This window comes from Bacillus cereus group sp. BfR-BA-01381, from assembly GCF_022663555.1.
GTDB classification, from domain to species: Bacteria; Bacillota; Bacilli; order Bacillales; family Bacillaceae_G; genus Bacillus_A; species Bacillus_A pacificus.
Map to the genome: position 1 here is coordinate 1 of NZ_JAKUFR010000300.1, position 259 is coordinate 259.

Genomic DNA, 259 nt, shown 5'->3' on the forward strand with positions numbered 1-259 from the left:
ACTACCATCGGCGCTAGAGAGCTTAACTTCCGTGTTCGGTATGGGAACGGGTGTGACCTCTCTGCCATCATTACCAGACTGTATTCATTTAAGACAAGAATTATTGTAACTTATTTAACTTTGAAAGTCAACAAGTTTTTTATATTCTTTCAAAACTAGATAACATTGCTACATATTATATGGTTAAGTCCTCGATCTATTAGTATTCGTCAGCTCCACATGTCACCATGCTTCCACCTCGAACCTATCAACCTGATCA

At 38.2% G+C, this 259-nt stretch carries 1 rRNA gene; it reads right to left on the reverse strand.

What is annotated here, in order from left to right:
* Positions 1-78: ribosomal RNA gene (gene rrf / locus MR079_RS28795) — 5S ribosomal RNA — on the reverse strand; the annotation flags it as partial.
* Positions 79-259: the final 181 nt, after the last annotated feature.